This is a genomic window from Nonomuraea sp. NPDC023979, assembly GCF_040639085.1.
Lineage (GTDB): Bacteria > Actinomycetota > Actinomycetes > Streptosporangiales > Streptosporangiaceae > Nonomuraea > Nonomuraea ceibae.
In genome coordinates this window covers 17,822-33,513 of sequence record NZ_JBEZZG010000028.1, presented here as the reverse complement: position 1 = coordinate 33,513, position 15,692 = coordinate 17,822, and the positions used below count along the sequence as shown (strand labels likewise).

Genomic DNA, 15,692 nt, shown 5'->3' with positions numbered 1-15,692 from the left:
CAGCATCGTCACGAACCCCAGCCGGCCACGGTAGCCGTCGAGCCACATCTTCCGGTGCGCTGGCGCGGCCGCCCCACGGGGACGACCGGCCCGACCGTCACCCCGGCGCCTCGGCGTCGAGGCGGGAAGCCAGGTAGCGCTGGAACTGCCACAGGGGGCGTTCGAGGTGGGAGAAGCGGCCCGCGGGCGGGTCGGGGGCGGCCGACAGCCCGCGCTGGACGCCGTGGATGGCCACCAGGTCCTCGTCCTGGATCAGCCGCAGCCCGGCGACCAGCGAGTCCAGGTAGGCCGGGAAGCCCGGCTGCCCGGCGGCACCCGGCGGGACGAGGACGTGGAAGACCGCGTCGTGCGTCACCGGCCCGGTCGGCCACCAGGTGGCCCACACCGCGAGCCCCGATTGCAGGGCCAGGACGGTGTTGGGGAAGATCCCGGCGATGGTCAGCCCGGTGCCGGGGTCGGCCGGGTCGGGGGTGTGCATGGTGAACCAGCGGCCGTCGCACTCGTCGACGCGGGTGGCGCGGGCGGGCGCCACGGGTTCGAGCGTGTCGGCGTGGGTGCCCATGTGGTGGTAGTTCTCCGACCCGTTCTCCAGGGCGACCTTCCAGTTGGCGGGCACGTCGTCCCAGCGGATGGTCGCGGCGTGCGTCCAGGACGCCAGGTCGAACCCGCCCAGCACGGCGTCGAGGCCGGACAGCTCCGGGGCGAGCGGCGGCGCGCCGGGGTCGAGGTTGAGCATGACGAAGCCGTGCCATTCCTCCAGCCGGTAGGCGGCCAGGCGGCAGGCGGCGCGGTCGAATCCGGGGGCGCGCATGAGCGGCGCCCCGGCGAGCCGTCCGGCGAAGTCGCCGTTGAGCCGGTAGGTCCAGGTGTGGTACGGGCAGGTCAGGCGTTTGAGCCGGCCCTGCTCCGGGGTGGTCTCGGGCGGCAGGATGTCCATGAACCGGTGGCGGCAGACCCGCGAGAGCGCGTGCAGCGTGCCGTCCTCGTCGCGGGTGAGCACCAGGGGCCGCCCGGGCAGGTCGAGCCGCAGGTAGGCGCCGGGGTCGGCGAGCTGGTCGGCGCGGGCGACGCAGAGCCAGTCGCTGCGGAAGATCCGCTCCAGCTCCAGGGCGTGGAACTCTGGCGAGGTGTAGGCCTCGGGCGGCAGGGTCTCGCTCTCGTCGAACGGCAGGCCGGCGATCCGTCGCACCTCGGCGGTGAGCTGGGTGGTCGTCATGGGTGCCCCCTCAGGTCGGGTAGTCGAGCACGATGCGGCCGTTGTCGGGGATCACCAGGCGGTGGCCGTTACGCCGGTGGTAGCGGCGCGCGTAAATGACGCCCGCGGTGACGGCGGCGGCCACGAAGGCCAGCCCCGACAGCCGGACGAGCGGCACGAGGTCCGGCGGGACCGTGAAGGTCACCACCGCCGAGACGGCCGCGTCGAGCAGCAGCCCCGCGCCCCACAGCGCGGTGATCGTGCGGATGGCGCCGCGGTAGGCCGGGGAGGTCCGCCAGGCGGCCTCCCGCTCCGGCGCGCCGAGCTGGAGCGTGAGCTCCAGGGCGAGCGGCCGGGACGAGATCGCGGTGATCAGCGCCCAGCCGCCCGCGACGGCGCCGGTGAGCGCGTCCCTGAGCAGCAGCAGCCGCGGATCGCCGCTGAACAGCGAGCTGACGCCGGTCAGGGCCAGCGTGGCGATCGTGAACCGGTCGAGCCCGTCGATCCGCCCGCCGGCGATCACCTTGTGCGCCAGCACCGCCGCGGGCACCACGGCCCCGGCCATGAGAGCGAGCCACGGGCTCACTCCCAGGGCGCGCAGCCCGTAGAAGGCCGCGACGGGCACCACCACGAAGACCACCAGCATGATGGCCAGCAACACCTGCCAGGACGCCGTACGCGCCGCCGGCCGGGCTGTCAGGGTCATCGCGGTCACCCCCGAGTCGATCCCCCGATTGGTCAGCTCAACGCTACGACGCGATCACCTGCCGTCACATCGGCCCAGGGTCTGATCCCGGCTACATCCTTAGGTTGACGCGCTAGACCGTCTCGTCCAGATTGTCCGCGTAATAGGCGACGGCCCGCTCGTAACCGCCCACGTGCCCGGCCTCCACGAGCAGCTTGAGCAGCGTGGAGACCGCCTCCCGCGACTCCCCCGCGTTGTAGAGCGCCATCGCCTCGAACACCCGCAGCCCCGGGTCTCCGGGGAACTCCTCCAGCGCCCGCCGGAACAGCGCCCGCGACTCGGCCACCCGTCCCAGCACCCGCAACGTGCTGCCCAGGCCGGTGAAGGCCCCCAGCCGGTCGCCGGGCGTCAGCCCGTCACCCGCCAGCGCCCGCTCGTAATAGGGCACCGCCTCGGCCTCCAGCCCGAGCGAGTCGTGCACCCAGGCGGTGTGGCAGGCGACCTCGGCGTCGTCCGGATATCGCTCCGCCAGGGCGAGCAGCACCGTCCTGGCCTCCTCCTTCCTGCCTTCTTCACGCAACCGCACGGCCATCGCCAAATCATCGTTTCGCATGCACCGAGTGTGGCATGATGGTCACCCGTACGAGCGGAAACGGTTTTCATAATCATCGCCAGGAGGTTCTCGTGAGGGTGGCGTTCGTCGGCAAGGGCGGCAGCGGCAAGACCACGATCTCGGCGCTGTTCGCCAGATACGTCGCGGGCAGGGGCGCGCCGGTGGTGGCGGTCGACGCCGACATCAACCAGCACCTGTCGCTGGTGCTCGGGCTCGACAGCCCACCGGAGCCGCTCGGCGCGCACCTCACGGAGATCAAGGACTTCCTGCGCGGCGACAACCCGCGCATCCCCTCCGCCGACGCGATGGTCAAGACGACCCCGCCGGGCCGCGGCTCCCGGCTGGTGTCCGTCAAGGACCTGGCCGAGCACCGCTACGCGGCCCCGACGCCGGAGGGCTTCCGCCTGATGGCCACCGGCCCGTTCAACGACGACGACCTCGGCGTGGCCTGCTACCACTCCAAGGTCGGCGCGGTCGAGCTGCTGCTCAACCACCTGGTCGACGGCCACGGCGAGTACGTGGTGGTCGACATGACGGCGGGCTCCGACTCCTTCGCCTCCGGCCTGTTCACCCGCTTCGACCTGACGTTCCTCGTCGCCGAGCCGACCCGCCAGGGCGTCGGCGTCTACCGGCAGTATCGCGACTACGCGGCCGACTACGACGTGCCGCTGGCCGTGGTCGGCAACAAGGTCCACGGCCCCTCCGACGTCGACTTCCTGCGCGAGCACGTGGGCGACGACCTGCTCACCTGGATGGAGCACTCCTCCGCCGTGCGCGCCATGGAGCAGGGCCGCGCCTTCAGCCTCGACGACCTGGAGCCGGCCAACTCCGACGCGCTCGCCGTGCTGCTCAAGCACGTCGACGAGCAGGAGAAGGACTGGGTGCGGTTCGGCCGCCAGGCCGCCGAGTTCCACCTGCGCAACGCCCGCGCCTGGGCCAACGCCAGGACCGGCCTCGACCTGGCCGGTCAGGTCGACCCCGACTTCGTCTACGGCCCTCCGGCCGCCTGACCCACACGACTGTCGCCCTACGGCCATCTGGAGCGTTTCCGGAGGCTCACCTAGCGTCAAGTTGATGTCTTTCGAAAGGAGACAGCATGTCGCTGACCGTTCCGAACGATCTCCTCGACCAGGCCAGAGCCGGGGACGTCGACGACGCGGCGTTCGTCGCCTGCGTCCGCGACTCCCTGCCCTACGCCTGGTCGGTGATCACCGAGCTGGTCGAGCAGCGTGACAGGACCGGCGCCGAGTTCGCCGACAACCAGGTGCCGCCACCGGACGAGGAGGCCCGAGGGCAGCTCCTGCGCTGCCTGGCGAGCGACGCGATGCGGGGCGCCCTGGAGCGCCACTTCGGCATGAAGCTGGCCTTCCAGAACTGTCACCGCGTGGCCGTGTTCGACCCGGCGGCGCGCGAGGCGCTGAGCGAGTTCGTCACGCCGCGGGCGCAGATCCTCAACCAGAAGCCGGAGCTGGTGGACTGCTGATCCGTTCAGGGGCCGCCCGCCGCTCCGGGCGGGCGGCCTCTCAGCAGCGGCAGCACTTCGGCGCCGAGCCGCCGCACGTCCTTCAGGGCGTTCCCGGCCGCCTCCACCATCAGGATGAAGTGGTCGATCCCGGTCATCTCGGCGGTGCGCAGCAGCGTGCGGGCGCAGTGCTCGGGCGAGCCCACGGGGTGGATCCGGGCCAGGAAGTCCACGTACGCGTCCACGTCCCGCTCGGGTCGTGGCCGCCCGTCCACCGGCGTGTAGCTCGCCAGGCCGGGCTTCAGCCAGGCGGGCATCGACTCCTTCAGCTCCCGCACGGCCTGCGGCGTCGTGTCGGCGACGTGCGCGACCGCCGCGGCGACGTGCCCCCCGGAAGAGCCGGGAACACCGGACGCGCCATGAGCCCGCACCGCCGCCGCCTTCTCCTCGTCGCCCACGTGCACGCCGAGCAGCATCGGCAGCCCGCGCCCGGCCGCCAGCGCGATCGTGGACCCCGACGTGCACGCGACCACCGGCCGCAGCCGCGCCGACGGCACCATCCGCACGTCGCGGAAGGCGAAGAACTCACCGGAGGCCGACACCGTCTCGCGTGACAGGGCGGCCGTCAGCAGGTCGAGCGATTCCGGGAAGCCCCGCTCGAACCGGTCCAGCCCGGTGCCGAACACCTCCAGGTCCACCCACGGCCCGCCACGCCCGACGCCGAGCGTGAAGCGCCCGCCCGACAGGTGGTGCAGCATGGCGGCCTGCTCGGCCAGGGCGATCGGATGCTGCGTGGACAGCACGCTGACGGCGGTGCCGAGCCCGATCCTGGTGGTGCGCCCGGCGGCGACGGCGGCCAGCGTGATCGGCGACGGGCACACGCCGTAGGTCATGAAGTGGTGCTCGGCGATCCACGCGTCGTCGAACCCGGCCCGCTCGGCGGCGACGATCAGCTCGACGGTGTCGGCCAGGATCCGGCCCGGCTCCCCGCCTGGGAACTGGGCGGCGACCAGGAAGATGCCGATGCGCATCCCACCGATGATGGCCGACGCCGCAGCCCGGTGTCAGCCGAAGAGGCTGACCTGCCCCTCGACGGCGGCCGGGTCGCGGTGCCGCTTGAGGTGCCGCCAGGCCGGCAGGTCGTCCAAGTAGGACCAGGAGAGCCGGTGGTGCGCCGTCGGCCCCAGCTCGGCGAGCGCCTGCTGGTGCTGCGGCGACGGATATCCGGCGTTCTCCGCGAACCCGTACGCCTCACATCCGATCTCCGCCATGTACGCGTCGCGCCTGACCTTGGCCAGCACCGAGGCGGCGGCCACCGAGATGCTGGCCGCGTCGCCCTTGACCTCCAGGCGCACCGGCCAGGGCGCGCCGATGTAGTCGTGCTTGCCGTCGAGGATGACGGCGTCGGGCCTGGTGGGCAGCGCCTCCAGGGCACGCCGGGCGGCCCGGCGCAGCGCCTCGGTCATGCCGAGCCGGTCGATCTCGTCGTGGCCCGCCTCGCCGAAGCCGATGCCGGCGGCCCAGGTCTCCAGCTCGGCGGCGACCTTGTCGCGCTTGGCGGCGGAGAGCTGCTTGGAGTCGGTGAGCCCGGTGGGCGGCGCGGACAGGTCGGTGACCACGGCGCACACGGTGACCGGCCCGGCCCAGGCTCCGCGGCCCACCTCGTCCACGCCCGCGACCGTGCGCACGCTCGGCTGGGCGAGCAGGAGGGTCTCGATGTCGTACGTCGGCGCCATGGCGCAGAACGCTACCGGTCGGCGAACCGTACCGGATCCAGATCGGCGGCGATGTAGCGGGCGGCCACGTGGATGGCTCGCAGGGTCACCGAGACCGAGGGCCGGTTGACGCTGGAGACGCGCGCCACCGCGTGCACGTCGCGGCCGACGGGGTTGCCGGGGAAGTGGCGGACCGACAGCCCGCGCACGCCGGCGGCCAGCGCGAGCGCGGGCACGGCGGCGATGCCGATGCCCTTGGCGACCAGCGACAGGATGGTGCCGAGTCCTTCGAACTCCCACGGCGTCGGCTTGGTGCCGCCCACGTCCACGAACAGCCGGTCCACCGCCAGGCGGGACGGCTCGCCGTCGGGGGTGGCCATCCACGGCTCGTCGCGCAGCTCCCTGAGGTCGAGCGGCACGTCGGGGTCGGCCAGCCGGTGCTTGCGCGGCACGACGAGCACCAGGGGGTCGTGCAGGAGCGGGAAGACGCGCAGGTTCTCGCTGTCGCGGGCCATGCCGTACCAGTCGTCGACGAGCGCGATGTCGACCTCGCCTGACTGCACCTCCCGCATGCCCTTTCCCGACCTGCTCTGCCCCAGCCTGAGCGTGAGTTCGGTGTGGCGGCGGAGGGACCTGGCGAGGGCCGGGGCGAATGCGACGGCCGCTGTGGGGAAGGCGGTAACCACGACACGTCCGGCGGGGCTGCCCGCGTGAGCCGAAAGGTCCGACTCAGCCTCCTCGACCATGGAAAGGATGCGTTCCGCGTGCGCCACCAGCCTGCGGCCGGCGTCGGTCAGCTCGGCACTGCGCGCGGTCCGGTCGATGAGCGCGGTGCCGGTCTCGCGTTCGAGCGCGGCGAGCTGCTGCGAGACCGCGGAGGGGCTGTAGCCCAGCGACTCCGCGGTCGCGGCGATGCTGCCGCGCCGAGCGAACTCGCAGATCAACGTCAAACGCCGCAAATCGAGCATCGGAATTCCTTACGCCTACCCACAAAAAGCCTCGCTTGTCCTGATGCCTTCCTACAACCACCCTGGGAACGTGACAAACATGACCGTGACTCTCTCCGCCACCCTGGCGGCGAACGAGGACATCGAACGAAGACGACGCGCCGGGGAACGCGTGCTGAACCTCGCCTTCGGTGAGGCAGGACTGCCCGTCCACCCGGCGCTGCGCGACAAGCTGGCCGCCGCATCGGAACGCAACGGCTACGGGCCGGTCGCGGGGGCGTCCGAGCTCAGGACGGCGGCGGCGGGCTACTGGACACGACGGGGGCTCATCACCGACCCCGAGCTGGTCGTCTGCGGGCCAGGCAGCAAATCCCTGCTGTACGGCCTGCTCCTGGCGATCGGCGGCGACGTCGTCCTGCCCATGCCCAGCTGGGTCAGCTACGCCGCGCAGGCCGACCTCGTCGGGTCACGCCCGATCCTGGTCCCCGCGCCCTCGGGCCAGGGCGGCGTGCCGGACCCCGACCTGGTGAAGGCGGCCGTGCTGGACGCCCGCGCCCAGGGCCGGACCGTACGCTCCCTGCTCGTGACGCTGCCGGACAACCCCACCGGCCGGCTCGCGCCGCGCTCGGCGATCCGCCGCCTGGTCGCGCTCGCCCGCGAACTGGACCTGTACGTCATCTCGGACGAGATCTACCGCGACCTGCTGCACGACCCCTCCACGTCCTTCACCTCCCCGGCCGATCTGGCGCCCGAGCGCACGATCGTCACCACCGGGCTGAGCAAGAGCCTGGCTCTGGGCGGCTGGCGGATCGGCGTCGCGCGGCTGCCCGACGACGCGCACGAGCTGCGCGCCCGGCTGCTCGCGGTGGCCAGCGAGATCTGGTCGGCCCCGGCCGCCCCGATCCAGGAGGCCGCGGCGTACGCCTTCACCGACCCCAGCGAGCTCACCGAGCGCGTCAGGCAGAGCCGCCGGCTGCACGGCACGCTGGCCCGCGCCGTACACGACAGGTTCGTGGAGATCGGCGCCTCCGTGCCGGCCCCGCAGGGCGGCTTCTACCTCTACCCGGACCTGAGCCATCTGCGGCTCGGCGGCTCGGCCGACGTCACCCGGCTCCTGCTCGACCAGCACGGCCTCGGGGTGCTGCCCGGTCACGCCTTCGGCGACGACCCGGCCGCCGCGCGCGTGCGGGTTGCGGTCAGCCTGCTGTACGGGGACACGACCGAGGACCGGCTGACCGCGCTGACCAGCCCCGATCCGCTCCAGTTGCCGTGGATCGCGGCCTCGCTCGACCATCTTTCGATGGGCCTGAAGGAGCTCTCGCTGGCGTCGCGTGAACGGCGTCCGGCGCTGGTGCCGACCGGATGTCACGGTTAGGCGAAATCTTCCCCGGAGATCCTTCCGAATTACCCCTCTGACCTGCGGAAACACCGTGCTTTCCGGGGTGCGGGGACGACGGCCCCGATAGCGTGGTTCCGCGGACTCCGAGCAACCCCCATCATGTGCACATGTCCGCTCTTGTCACCTTGTCCGGGCGCCTCGTGCGCCTGGAACCTCTCAGCCTCGCGGTGGTCGATGACCTGATCGCCGCGGCGAGTGAAGACCGGTCCACTTACGGCTTCACTCGGGTCCCGGGCAACCGGGACGAGATGGTCTCCTACGTGGAGGCCGCGCTGGCTGAGCAGGCGGAGGGCCGCACGGTGCCCTTCGCCATCCGGTGGCTGCACACCGACCGCGTGGTCGGTGCCACCCGTCTCATGAACCTGGAGTACTGGCAGGGTCCCATGCCCTGGCCTCCGGGCACGCGTGGTGCGGTGGGCGAGGTCCCGTCCGTGGCCGACATCGGTTACACCTGGCTGGGCGCCTCCGCCCAGGGCACGGGTGCCAACCGGGAGAGCAAGTTCCTGATGCTCTCGCACGCCTTCGAGACCTGGCAGGTCCACCGCATCACGCTCAAGGCCGACGTGAGGAACGTCCGATCCCGGGCCGCCATCGAGGCCCTCGGCGCACACTTCGACGGGGTGCGGCGAGCGGAAAGCCGAGGCGCCGACGACACGGTCCGAGATACGGCGTTCTACTCGATCCTGATCTCCGAATGGCCGGCCGTGCGAGAACGGCTGCTCCACAGGCTCGGTCTGGTCGAGACGGCAGTCGAAGCAGCATAGGAAAATCCGTTGAAGGCCCCGCCCGGAATGGGCGGGGCCTGTGTCGTAAAGGCCGTGTCGTCAAAAGGCGGCCAACGCTTCGGTTAACGAATGCCCGCATTCCTAGGTGCTCGGCGTCATTGGATCTATCATTTGGTAACAAATCGTTCCATTGATGTGGGGACAGGCGGCATGGCTGGTCAGGACATCGAAGGCGGGCTGCGGTTCGCCGTACTGGGTCCCGTCCGCGCGTGGCGCGATGGTCAGGAGCTCGACCTCGGCACGCCGCTGCAGCGCTCCATTCTCGGCATGCTGCTCCTGCGGGAAGGCCGCGCGGTCACCCCGGCCGAGATGATCGACGCCGTGTGGGGCGAGGAAGCGCCGCCCAGGGCCCTCGGCGCGCTGCGCACGTACGTGTCCCGGCTGCGCACGGTGCTGGAGCCCGACAGGCCCGCCCGCTCACGTCCCGAGCTGCTCACCTCCGTCGGCAGGGGCTACGCGCTGCGACTGCCCGGCGACGCGCTGGACCTGACCCGGTTCGAGCGCGGCATGGCCGAGGCCGAGAGCGCGCGCAGGTCAGGCCGGCTGTCCGCCGCCGCCACCGGCCTGCGGGCCGCGCTCGCCCTGTTCGAGGGCGAACCGCTCGCCGGGGCCGTCGGCCCGTACGCCGAGCACCAGCGCGACCGGCTGATCGAGCGCCGCATCAGCGCCATCGAGACGCTCATGGACATGGACCTGGAGCTGGGCAACCACGCCGCGGTCGTGTCGGAGCTGATCGCGCTGACCGCCGACCACCCGCTGCGCGAGCGCCTGCGCGCCCAGCTCATGCTGGCCTACTACCGGTGCGGGCGGCAGGGTGACGCGCTGGCCGTGTTCACCGAGACGCGCGACGCGCTGGTCGAGGAGCTCGGCATCGAGCCCGGCCACGAGCTGACCTCGCTGCACCAGCGCATCCTGGCCGCCGACCCCACGCTCGCTGCCGCCGAGGTGGCCCCCGACGAGCCGCCCGCCGAGGAGGAGCACGCGCCCGAGCTGCCCCGCCCGGCGCAGCTCCCGGCCGCCGTGAACGACTTCACCGGCCGCAAGGAGATCGCCCGGCGGCTGCGTACGCTGCTGTCGGCCCAGTCGCCCGCCGAGGGCGTGCCCGTCGCCGCGATCTGCGGCATCGGCGGCGTCGGCAAGACCGCGCTGGCGGTGCACGTGGCGCACGCGACCGGCGACCTGTTCCCCGACGGCCAGCTCTACGCCGACCTGCGCGGCTACACCGACGAGGCGACCGCGCCCGAATCGGCGCTCGGCGCGTTCCTGCGCGCGCTCGGCATCCCGACCGACGTCATCCCCGAAGGACTGGCCGAACGCTCGGCGCTGTACCGGTCCATCCTCGCCGACCGGCGCATCCTCGTCCTGCTCGACAACGCCCGCGACGCCCGGCAGGTCAGCCCGCTGCTGCCCGGCTCGCCCGGCTGCGCGGCCATCGTCACCAGCCGGGTCAAGCTGGCCGACCTGCCGTCGGCCAAGCTCATCGACCTCGACGTGATGGAGCCGGACGAGGCGCTGTCGCTGTTCGCCTCGGTCGCCGGGCCGGAACGGGTCGCCGCCGAGCACGCCGCCGCCATGGACGTGGTCGCCGCCTGCGGCTTCCTGCCGCTCGCCGTGCGCATCGTGGCCGCCAGGCTCGCCGCCCGGCCCTCGTGGACCGTCGCCTCCCTGGTGCCCAGGCTGGCCGACGAGCAGCGCAGGCTCGACGAGCTGCGCGTCGGCGACCTGGCGGTCGAGGCCACCTTCGCGCTCGGCTACGGCCAGCTCGAAGCCGCCCAGGCCCGCGCCTTCCGGCTGCTGTCGCTGCCCAACGGGCCCGACATCTCGGCGGGCGCCGCAGCCGCCGTGCTCTCGACGACGGTGATCGAGGCCGAGGACGTGCTGGAGTCGCTGGTCGACGCCAGCCTGCTGGAGGCCCCGGCGCCCGGCCGCTACCGCTTCCACGACCTGCTCAAGCTGTTCGCCAGGCGGGCGCTGGAGAAGAGCGAACGCCCCCAAGCCCGCACGATGGCGCTGCGGCGGCTGCTCGGCTTCTACCTGGCCTCCGCCCAGTCGGCCCACCGGCTGGCCTACGAGGGCAGCATGATCTCCGACAACCTGGTGGTGGTCGGCAGCGGGCGCACGTTCGGCACCGCCGACGAGGCCGTCGCCTGGCTGATCGCCGAGGGCGACTCGCTGTTCGCCGCGATCAACCAGGCCGCCGCGTCCTCGCGCACCGGCGAGCAGCTCCTGCCCGCCGGCGACCTGCTCGTGGCCATGGAGCCGCTGCTGGAGTCGGGCACCCACACCCGCGAGTTCGACCTCGGCACCCGCGCCGTGCTCGCCACCGCGCTGCGGCTCGGCGACCAGGCCGGCGAGCTGCGCGCCCGCTACGTGCTCGGCCGCGTGCTGTTCGCCGGCAACCGGCTGCCGGAGGCCGAGGAGCAGTTCGAGATCGTCCACACGCTGTCGGTCGAGCGCAAGGAGAAGGTCGTCACCGGCGAGGTGCTGAACGCGCTCGCCGTCGTCGTCGGCCGGCAGCGCCGCCACACCGAGGCGCTCGCCTGGTTCGACGCCGCCATGCGCTTCTACCGGGAGAACGGCGTGCCCGCCGGCGAGGGGCTGGTGCTCAGCTACTCCGCCCGCGACCACCTGGGCCTGGGCCGCCCCGACGACGCGATCGCCGCGGCCGAGAAGGGCCTGGCCATCTTCACCGAGATCGGCAGCGGCGCCGGCACCGCCAGAGCCCGCTACCACCTCGGCATCGTGCTGTCGCGCGTCGGCAGGCTCACCGAGGCCGTGCACCACCACGCCGAGTGCCTGGCCTTCTTCCGCGCCAGCAAGCAGCGGGTGTGGGAGCAGCGGGTCTGCTCCCGGCTGGCCGAGACGTTCATCGCCGCCGAGCGCTACCCCGACGCCGTACGCCACGCCGAGCAGGCGCTGGTCGTGTCACGCGAGATCGGCCACCCGTTCGGGGAGGCGCTGTCGCTGGCGGTGCTGGGCAAGGCGCTGCGCGGGCTCGGCAGCGTCTCCAGGAGCGTCGACTGCCTACGCCAGGCCTTCGCCATCTTCACCAGGCTGGGCGCGCCCGAGGCCGGGGACATCAAGGTCCTCCTCGACAGCGCTCAGGTCGTCGAGTCCTGAGTACAGCTCGTCGTCCAGACGTGTCATCCACACATGGTTAAACAAGGCTGTCCCTTTGGAGTCACGACCCCCGTGGCCGATGAGATACGCGGCCCGGCCGGCCATCTGACCGCCACGCGTCGCTAGGGGGCCCGGTTATCCGGATGCTCCGCGTAGCGGCTAGCCGCCTCACATCGACGACCGGCCGGACCCGACACGGTCCTCGAACCCCCCAGGTCCGTGTCGTAGTCAGAAGCTTCCACCGGCGGCGTCAACAACCGATCAACGGCGAATCAAAGGCGCTGAGCCTGGGCAACCGAAAAGGTCTAGAGCAGGAAGTAGCCCTCCGCGATGAGGGGGCGGATGGCGTCGGCGTCCGGGATCTCGCCGTCGCCGACCAGCTCGGCGATGACGTTGAGCAGCGGCCCCAGCGCCAGCTCCCCGTCGCAGACCCCGGCGAGCGCCGCCTCGACGGTGCCGACCTCCCTGCTGCGGCGCAGCCCGGTCGTCTGGCGGAGCACGATGCGCATCGGGTCCTCGGCCCCCGGCAGCCCCACCCGCTCGTCGAGCAGCCCGTCGGCGGTGCGCAGCAGCGCGGACCCGAGGTCGCGGACCCGGTGGGCGGCGCCGATCGCGTCGAGCACGTCGTCGACGTAGCCGCCGACGGGCAGCGTGACCTGGTGGGTGAGCTCCTCCAGGCGTACGACCGGGTCCAGGGTGCCGGAGCTGCGCATGCTGATCCAGCCGAACCCGATCCCCTCGACCTTGTGCTCCTCGAACCAGGCGAGCCACCGGTCGTAGTGCTCGGTGTAGCCGGGGGTGCCCTGCTCGGCGGCGTCCTTGAGCCACAGCTCCACGTATTCGGCGGGGTCCTGCGCGTCGCGCTGCACCACCCAGGCGTCGCACCCGGTCTCGCCGAGCCAGCCGCCGACGCGGTCGCGCCAGTCCTCGCCTTCGACGTGCAGCCAGCTGGCCAGGTAGTGGGCCTGGCCGCCGGGGTTGAGGTGCCGGGGCGTGTCCCGTACGAGATCGCGGCAGAAGCCATCGCCGTCGCCGCCGGTCTCGCGGTAGGTCAGCCGGCCGCCGGGCGAGATGACGAACGGCGGGTTGGAGACGATCAGGTCGAACCGCTCGCCCGCCACGGGCTCGTACAGGGAGCCGGTGCGGGCCTCGACGCCGGTCAGGCCGGAGAGCTGCCAGCTCAGCCGGGCGAGCTCGACGGCGCGCGGGTTGACGTCGGTGGCGGTGACGTGGCCGGCCCGCCCGGCCAGCGAGAGCACCTGGACGCCGCAGCCGGTGCCGAGGTCGAGGGCGCGGCCGACGGGGCGGCGGGTGACGAGCTGGGCGAGGTTGGCGGAGGCGCCGCCCGCGCCGACCACGTGGTCGGGGCGCAGCGCCGGGTCGCCGGGCCGCACCTTGCGGTCGGAGACGACGTAGCCGCCGGTCTCCCAGGGCTGGAGGTGGACGGTCGCGCGGGCCTGCGAGCCGGAGACGGCGATCAGGCCGGACTCCAGCACGGACGGGTGCAGCGCGCTCGTCTCCACGGGGACGCCCAGCCACCACAGGCGGATCAGCGTGCCCAGCGGGTCGCCGGCGGCGGTGGCGCGCAGGGCCGGCACGAGCTCCTCGCGGGCCAGCGCCGTGGCCGCCATGTCGCCCAGCCGGTCGCGGACGCCGTCGATCGTGTAGCCGGTCTCCAGGAGGTGCTCACGCAGTCGTTCCACGAGACCATCCTTTCACCGCAGATCACAACGGAACCTCCGATACCGTCAGTGATCATACTGTTACCGAGACATCCAAGTTTTCCGCAAGCTGGGAACAAGTGGGGCGCGATACTTCTGGGGAGCCGCTGTGCCGTTCGACGAGGAGCGGATTCGTGCTGATCCCCTGCCTGACCTGCCAGTCCCGTTTCGCGCCGGACGAATACTTCGCGGCCTGCTCGGGCTACAACCGGTGGCTGGACCTGGTCTCGTGGACGTGCCCGCGCTGCGGCAACCACGACGACATGCGGGTGCTTCCCGGCGAGCTCGGCTTCGGCTACCGGCACCGGGGCCGGTTCGCGGTGCACGATCGCGTACGGGTGCCCGGCCTGCGCAGGCAGCGCGGTGAGCTGCGGCTGGACATCTCGCTCGACCGGTCGAGCTGGCGGGTGCCCGCCCGGCTGGGGCCGCCGGTCAGGGCTGGCGCAGGCTCTGCCAGGCGGCCTCGCCGAGCCCCCTGATCTCCTCGTCGGTGGGGGTGTGGGCGCCCGCGAACCACAGCCGGCACATCTCCTGCGCGGGCCCGAGCCACAGCACGTAGCACATGGTCGGGTGGACGGGCTGGAGCAGGCCGTTCTTCATGTGCGGCCGCCACCAGTCGGAGACCTGGCGGAAGAAGCCGCGCCTGGCCTCGGCGACCTCGGCGCCGCCCGGCTCGTGCTTGCGCGGCGGGCGCTCGCTGACCAGGATGCGGGCCCGTTCGGGGTGCTCTCCGGCCCAGCGCATGTGGAACGCGACGATCGCCTCGATCCCGGCACGGGCGTCGTCGTGCCCGACCAGCTCGGCGAGGAACTCGCTCTGGTAGGAGGCCAGGATCTCGCCGTAGAGCACGCCGAAGACGTGCTCTTTGCTGGCGAAGTGGTGGTAGAAGCTTCCGACGCTCACGCCGCTCTCCTCGCGGAGGCTGGCCAGGGTCGTGGCGGAGACGCCGTCCTGGCTGAAACGGCGGAGCGCGCCCTCGATGATCCGGGTCCGTCCGTCGCGTCCGTTCTTGACACTCTTCACGCTGTCAATGGTGAGCCACCAGAACGTTGTTCCGCAAATACTCCCGCCTGTTGGATCATAGCGGTCACTTCGACCGCGCCGGACGCGACCCTCATGCCGGCCTCCGGCCAGATCCTGCGGATCATCCGCAGCGCCCGCCTGTTCTCCCCCAGCACGTCCATGCCCACGGTGGTGGCGCCCCGCACGGCGGCTCTGATCAGGAGCGTGCCGAGGAGCCTGGGGCCGAGCCCGAAGCCCTGCCACTGGTCGGTGACGACCACGGCGATCTCCACGTCGGCCGTGCCTCCCCGGTAGCTCATGGCGTGGCCGACGATCTCGTCGCCGTGCAGCGCGACCAGGGCGTCACGGCGCTCGTCCACCTCGACCATCGTGCGCACGAGGCTCGCGGAGGGCCGGGTGACGCCGGTGAAGAAGCGCAGCGTCTGCGTCTGCGGCGACAGCCCGGCCAGGAAGCGCCGGACGCGCTCGTCGTCGTCGGCCCGCGCCGGGCGGATCAGCGGCTCCTGAGTTCGAATCACAGACCCAGCCTGCCCTCAACGATCTGAGTCTGTCAACTGAACTCAGGTATGATGTGCACCATGAACGTGCCTTTCCGGGTGGCCAACTGCTCCATCGAGCGGACCCTGGACATCGTCGGGGAGAAGTGGACCTTCCTGGTGCTGCGTGAGGCGTTCCGGGGCGTACGCCGCTTCGCCGACATGCAGGCGTTCACCGGCGCCCCCCGCCAGGTGCTCAGCGCCCGGCTGACCCGGCTGGTGGACGAGGGCCTGCTGCGCAAGGAGCCCTACCGCGAGCCCGGCCAGCGCCAGCGCGACGAGTACCGGCTCACCGACAAGGGGCGCGACCTCTATCCGCTGCTGGTCGCGCTCATGCACTGGGGCGACAAGTATCTGGCGGGCGAGGAGGGCCCGCCCGTCCTGCTGACCCACCGCGACTGCGGCGCACCCGTCGAGCAACACCTGCGCTGCGCCGACGGCCACGAGGTGGGCGGCCCGCGCGAGGTCACGGCGGTGCCGGGCGCCTGACC

Annotated in this window: 16 protein-coding genes; 7 read left to right on the top strand and 9 right to left on the bottom strand. The window is 72.2% G+C overall.

Annotated features, from left to right (window positions below):
- Positions 1-97: 97 nt before the first annotated feature.
- The 3 genes from AB0G11_RS35715 to AB0G11_RS35705 form a co-directional block, all read right to left on the bottom strand.
- Complete coding sequence (locus tag AB0G11_RS35715; RefSeq protein WP_357591153.1) at positions 98-1,216, bottom strand: SRPBCC family protein; 1,119 nt, start codon at positions 1,214-1,216, stop codon at positions 98-100.
- A 10-nt stretch (positions 1,217-1,226) separates the two neighbouring features.
- The gene (locus AB0G11_RS35710) at positions 1,227-1,901 is read right to left on the bottom strand and encodes a VC0807 family protein (protein ID WP_357591151.1); all 675 of its coding nucleotides are present in this window, start codon (positions 1,899-1,901) and stop codon (positions 1,227-1,229) included.
- Between the two features lie 112 nt (positions 1,902-2,013).
- Entirely contained in the window at positions 2,014-2,493 is a 480-nt protein-coding gene (locus AB0G11_RS35705; protein WP_357591149.1) for a tetratricopeptide repeat protein, read from the bottom strand.
- 71 nt (positions 2,494-2,564) lie between these two features.
- Between AB0G11_RS35705 and AB0G11_RS35700 the strand changes: the two genes are divergently transcribed.
- Positions 2,565-3,503: an ATP-binding protein gene (locus AB0G11_RS35700; protein WP_219508213.1), complete on the top strand. Its 939-nt coding sequence runs from the start codon at positions 2,565-2,567 to the stop codon at positions 3,501-3,503.
- Positions 3,504-3,589: 86 nt separating this feature from the next.
- Complete coding sequence (locus tag AB0G11_RS35695; protein ID WP_219508212.1) at positions 3,590-3,976, top strand: SCO5389 family protein; 387 nt, start codon at positions 3,590-3,592, stop codon at positions 3,974-3,976.
- 5 nt (positions 3,977-3,981) lie between these two features.
- Here AB0G11_RS35695 and AB0G11_RS35690 read toward each other — a convergent pair whose 3' ends face one another.
- The 3 genes from AB0G11_RS35690 to AB0G11_RS35680 are packed head-to-tail and all read right to left on the bottom strand — an operon-like array spanning position 3,982 to position 6,638.
- The gene (locus AB0G11_RS35690) at positions 3,982-4,986 is read right to left on the bottom strand and encodes an LLM class flavin-dependent oxidoreductase (protein ID WP_357591147.1); all 1,005 of its coding nucleotides are present in this window, start codon (positions 4,984-4,986) and stop codon (positions 3,982-3,984) included.
- A gap of 33 nt (positions 4,987-5,019) precedes the next feature.
- Positions 5,020-5,691 carry a ribonuclease HII gene (locus AB0G11_RS35685; protein ID WP_219508210.1) on the bottom strand — a complete coding sequence of 224 codons (672 nt, stop codon included), beginning with the start codon at positions 5,689-5,691 and terminating at the stop codon, positions 5,020-5,022.
- An 11-nt stretch (positions 5,692-5,702) separates the two neighbouring features.
- Complete coding sequence (locus AB0G11_RS35680) at positions 5,703-6,638, bottom strand: LysR family transcriptional regulator (protein ID WP_219508209.1); 936 nt, start codon at positions 6,636-6,638, stop codon at positions 5,703-5,705.
- A 79-nt stretch (positions 6,639-6,717) separates the two neighbouring features.
- Between AB0G11_RS35680 and AB0G11_RS35675 the strand changes: the two genes are divergently transcribed.
- From AB0G11_RS35675 to AB0G11_RS35665, 3 genes are all read left to right on the top strand, one after another.
- Entirely contained in the window at positions 6,718-7,992 is a 1,275-nt protein-coding gene (locus tag AB0G11_RS35675) for a pyridoxal phosphate-dependent aminotransferase (protein WP_357591145.1), read from the top strand.
- A gap of 131 nt (positions 7,993-8,123) precedes the next feature.
- Complete coding sequence (locus AB0G11_RS35670; RefSeq protein ID WP_219508207.1) at positions 8,124-8,780, top strand: GNAT family protein; 657 nt, start codon at positions 8,124-8,126, stop codon at positions 8,778-8,780.
- A gap of 171 nt (positions 8,781-8,951) precedes the next feature.
- Positions 8,952-11,921 carry an AfsR/SARP family transcriptional regulator gene (locus AB0G11_RS35665; RefSeq protein ID WP_219508206.1) on the top strand — a complete coding sequence of 990 codons (2,970 nt, stop codon included), beginning with the start codon at positions 8,952-8,954 and terminating at the stop codon, positions 11,919-11,921.
- A gap of 305 nt (positions 11,922-12,226) precedes the next feature.
- Here the strand turns inward: AB0G11_RS35665 and AB0G11_RS35660 are convergent, their stop codons facing one another.
- The gene (locus tag AB0G11_RS35660) at positions 12,227-13,624 is read right to left on the bottom strand and encodes a class I SAM-dependent methyltransferase (RefSeq protein WP_357591143.1); all 1,398 of its coding nucleotides are present in this window, start codon (positions 13,622-13,624) and stop codon (positions 12,227-12,229) included.
- A gap of 152 nt (positions 13,625-13,776) precedes the next feature.
- Here AB0G11_RS35660 and AB0G11_RS35655 point away from each other — a divergent pair, with 152 nt between their 5' ends.
- Positions 13,777-14,121, top strand: a complete 345-nt coding sequence (locus AB0G11_RS35655) for a hypothetical protein (RefSeq protein ID WP_308125894.1) — start codon at positions 13,777-13,779, stop codon at positions 14,119-14,121.
- On the opposite strand, the gene AB0G11_RS35650 is transcribed toward AB0G11_RS35655, so the two are convergent.
- Together AB0G11_RS35650 and AB0G11_RS35645 are read right to left on the bottom strand one after the other, a co-directional pair.
- Positions 14,075-14,665, bottom strand: a complete 591-nt coding sequence (locus AB0G11_RS35650; protein ID WP_219508204.1) for a TetR/AcrR family transcriptional regulator — start codon at positions 14,663-14,665, stop codon at positions 14,075-14,077. The two genes, AB0G11_RS35655 and AB0G11_RS35650, sit on opposite strands and share 47 nt — an antisense overlap.
- Positions 14,662-15,183 (bottom strand): GNAT family N-acetyltransferase, encoded by a 522-nt coding sequence (locus AB0G11_RS35645; RefSeq protein ID WP_357591141.1) that lies wholly within the window; start codon positions 15,181-15,183, stop codon positions 14,662-14,664. The genes AB0G11_RS35650 and AB0G11_RS35645 overlap by 4 nt, the downstream gene beginning before the upstream one ends.
- 60 nt (positions 15,184-15,243) lie before the next feature.
- On the opposite strand from AB0G11_RS35645, the gene AB0G11_RS35640 reads away from it, so the two are divergent.
- Positions 15,244-15,690 (top strand): helix-turn-helix domain-containing protein, encoded by a 447-nt coding sequence (locus AB0G11_RS35640; RefSeq protein WP_219508202.1) that lies wholly within the window; start codon positions 15,244-15,246, stop codon positions 15,688-15,690.
- Positions 15,691-15,692 lie beyond the last annotated feature (2 nt).

Excerpts from the sequence above, each read along its gene's own strand:
- AB0G11_RS35715 (WP_357591153.1), bottom strand. The coding sequence starts at position 1,216 with ATGACGACCACCCAGCTCACCGCCGAGGTGCGACGGATCGCCGGCCTG.
- AB0G11_RS35710 (WP_357591151.1), bottom strand. The coding sequence starts at position 1,901 with ATGACCCTGACAGCCCGGCCGGCGGCGCGTACGGCGTCCTGGCAGGTG.
- AB0G11_RS35705 (WP_357591149.1), bottom strand. The coding sequence starts at position 2,493 with ATGCGAAACGATGATTTGGCGATGGCCGTGCGGTTGCGTGAAGAAGGC.
- AB0G11_RS35695 (WP_219508212.1), top strand. The coding sequence starts at position 3,590 with ATGTCGCTGACCGTTCCGAACGATCTCCTCGACCAGGCCAGAGCCGGG.
- AB0G11_RS35690 (WP_357591147.1), bottom strand. The coding sequence starts at position 4,986 with ATGCGCATCGGCATCTTCCTGGTCGCCGCCCAGTTCCCAGGCGGGGAG.
- AB0G11_RS35685 (WP_219508210.1), bottom strand. The coding sequence starts at position 5,691 with ATGGCGCCGACGTACGACATCGAGACCCTCCTGCTCGCCCAGCCGAGC.
- AB0G11_RS35680 (WP_219508209.1), bottom strand. The coding sequence starts at position 6,638 with ATGCTCGATTTGCGGCGTTTGACGTTGATCTGCGAGTTCGCTCGGCGC.
- AB0G11_RS35675 (WP_357591145.1), top strand. The coding sequence starts at position 6,718 with ATGACCGTGACTCTCTCCGCCACCCTGGCGGCGAACGAGGACATCGAA.
- AB0G11_RS35670 (WP_219508207.1), top strand. The coding sequence starts at position 8,124 with ATGTCCGCTCTTGTCACCTTGTCCGGGCGCCTCGTGCGCCTGGAACCT.
- AB0G11_RS35665 (WP_219508206.1), top strand. The coding sequence starts at position 8,952 with ATGGCTGGTCAGGACATCGAAGGCGGGCTGCGGTTCGCCGTACTGGGT.
- AB0G11_RS35640 (WP_219508202.1), top strand. The coding sequence starts at position 15,244 with ATGAACGTGCCTTTCCGGGTGGCCAACTGCTCCATCGAGCGGACCCTG.